The following is a 1133-nucleotide window of genomic DNA, read 5'->3' as shown; positions in this document are numbered from 1 at the left end:
GTGCGGCCGCCTTCACGGATGGCGAAGCGCAGGCCTTCTTCCATGGCGATCGGGGCGATCAGCTTGACTTCGATCGACACGTTGTCGCCCGGCATGACCATTTCCTTGCCTTCCGGCAGCTGGATGGCGCCGGTGACGTCGGTCGTGCGGAAGTAGAACTGCGGGCGGTAGTTGTTGAAGAACGGGGTGTGACGGCCACCTTCGTCCTTCGACAGCACGTAGACCTCACCGGTGAAGTGGGTGTGCGGCTTGATCGAACCCGGCTTGCACAGCACCTGGCCGCGCTCGACGTCTTCACGCTTGGTGCCGCGCAGCAGGATGCCGACGTTGTCGCCAGCCTGACCCTGGTCGAGCAGCTTGCGGAACATTTCGACGCCGGTGCAGGTCGTCTTCTGGGTGTCGCGGATGCCGACGATCTCGATTTCCTCGCCGACCTTGATCAGGCCGCGCTCGATACGGCCGGTCACGACGGTGCCGCGGCCGGAGATCGAGAACACGTCTTCGACGGGCATCAGGAAGGTGCCGTCGACGGCGCGCTCAGGCGTCGGGATGTAGGAGTCCAGCGCGTCGGCCAGGGCCATGATGGCCTGCTCGCCCAGCGGGCCGGTGTCGCCTTCGAGGGCCAGCTTGGCCGAGCCCTTGACGATCGGGGTGTCGTCGCCGGGGAAGTCGTACTTGGAGAGCAGCTCGCGCACTTCCATTTCGACCAGTTCCAGCAGCTCTTCGTCGTCCACCATGTCGGCCTTGTTCAGGAAGACGATGATGTACGGCACGCCGACCTGACGCGACAGCAGGATGTGCTCGCGGGTCTGGGGCATCGGGCCGTCGGCGGCCGAGCAGACCAGGATCGCGCCGTCCATCTGGGCGGCGCCGGTGATCATGTTCTTGACGTAGTCGGCGTGGCCCGGGCAGTCGACGTGAGCGTAGTGGCGGTTGGCCGTCTCGTACTCGACGTGGGCGGTGTTGATCGTGATGCCGCGAGCCTTCTCTTCCGGAGCGGCGTCGATCTGGTCATAGGCCTTGGCCTGACCGCCGAACTTCTTCGACAGAACGGTCGTGATCGCTGCCGTCAGGGTGGTCTTGCCATGGTCCACGTGACCGATGGTGCCGACGTTGACGTGCGGCTTGGTCCG

The 1133-nt window shown here is 65.1% G+C and carries 1 protein-coding gene; it reads right to left on the bottom strand.

Annotation, left to right across the window (positions count from 1 at the left end):
• Positions 1-1133: elongation factor Tu (tuf, locus tag HNQ01_RS22115; protein ID WP_173807665.1), on the bottom strand; the 1133-nt coding region annotated here is incomplete at both ends.

This window comes from Sphaerotilus uruguayifluvii, from assembly GCF_013294065.1.
Taxonomy (GTDB): Bacteria; Pseudomonadota; Gammaproteobacteria; order Burkholderiales; family Burkholderiaceae_C; genus Sphaerotilus; species Sphaerotilus uruguayifluvii.
The sequence above is the reverse complement of the archived record's forward strand: the minus strand, read 5'-3'. Positions and strand labels throughout refer to the sequence as shown.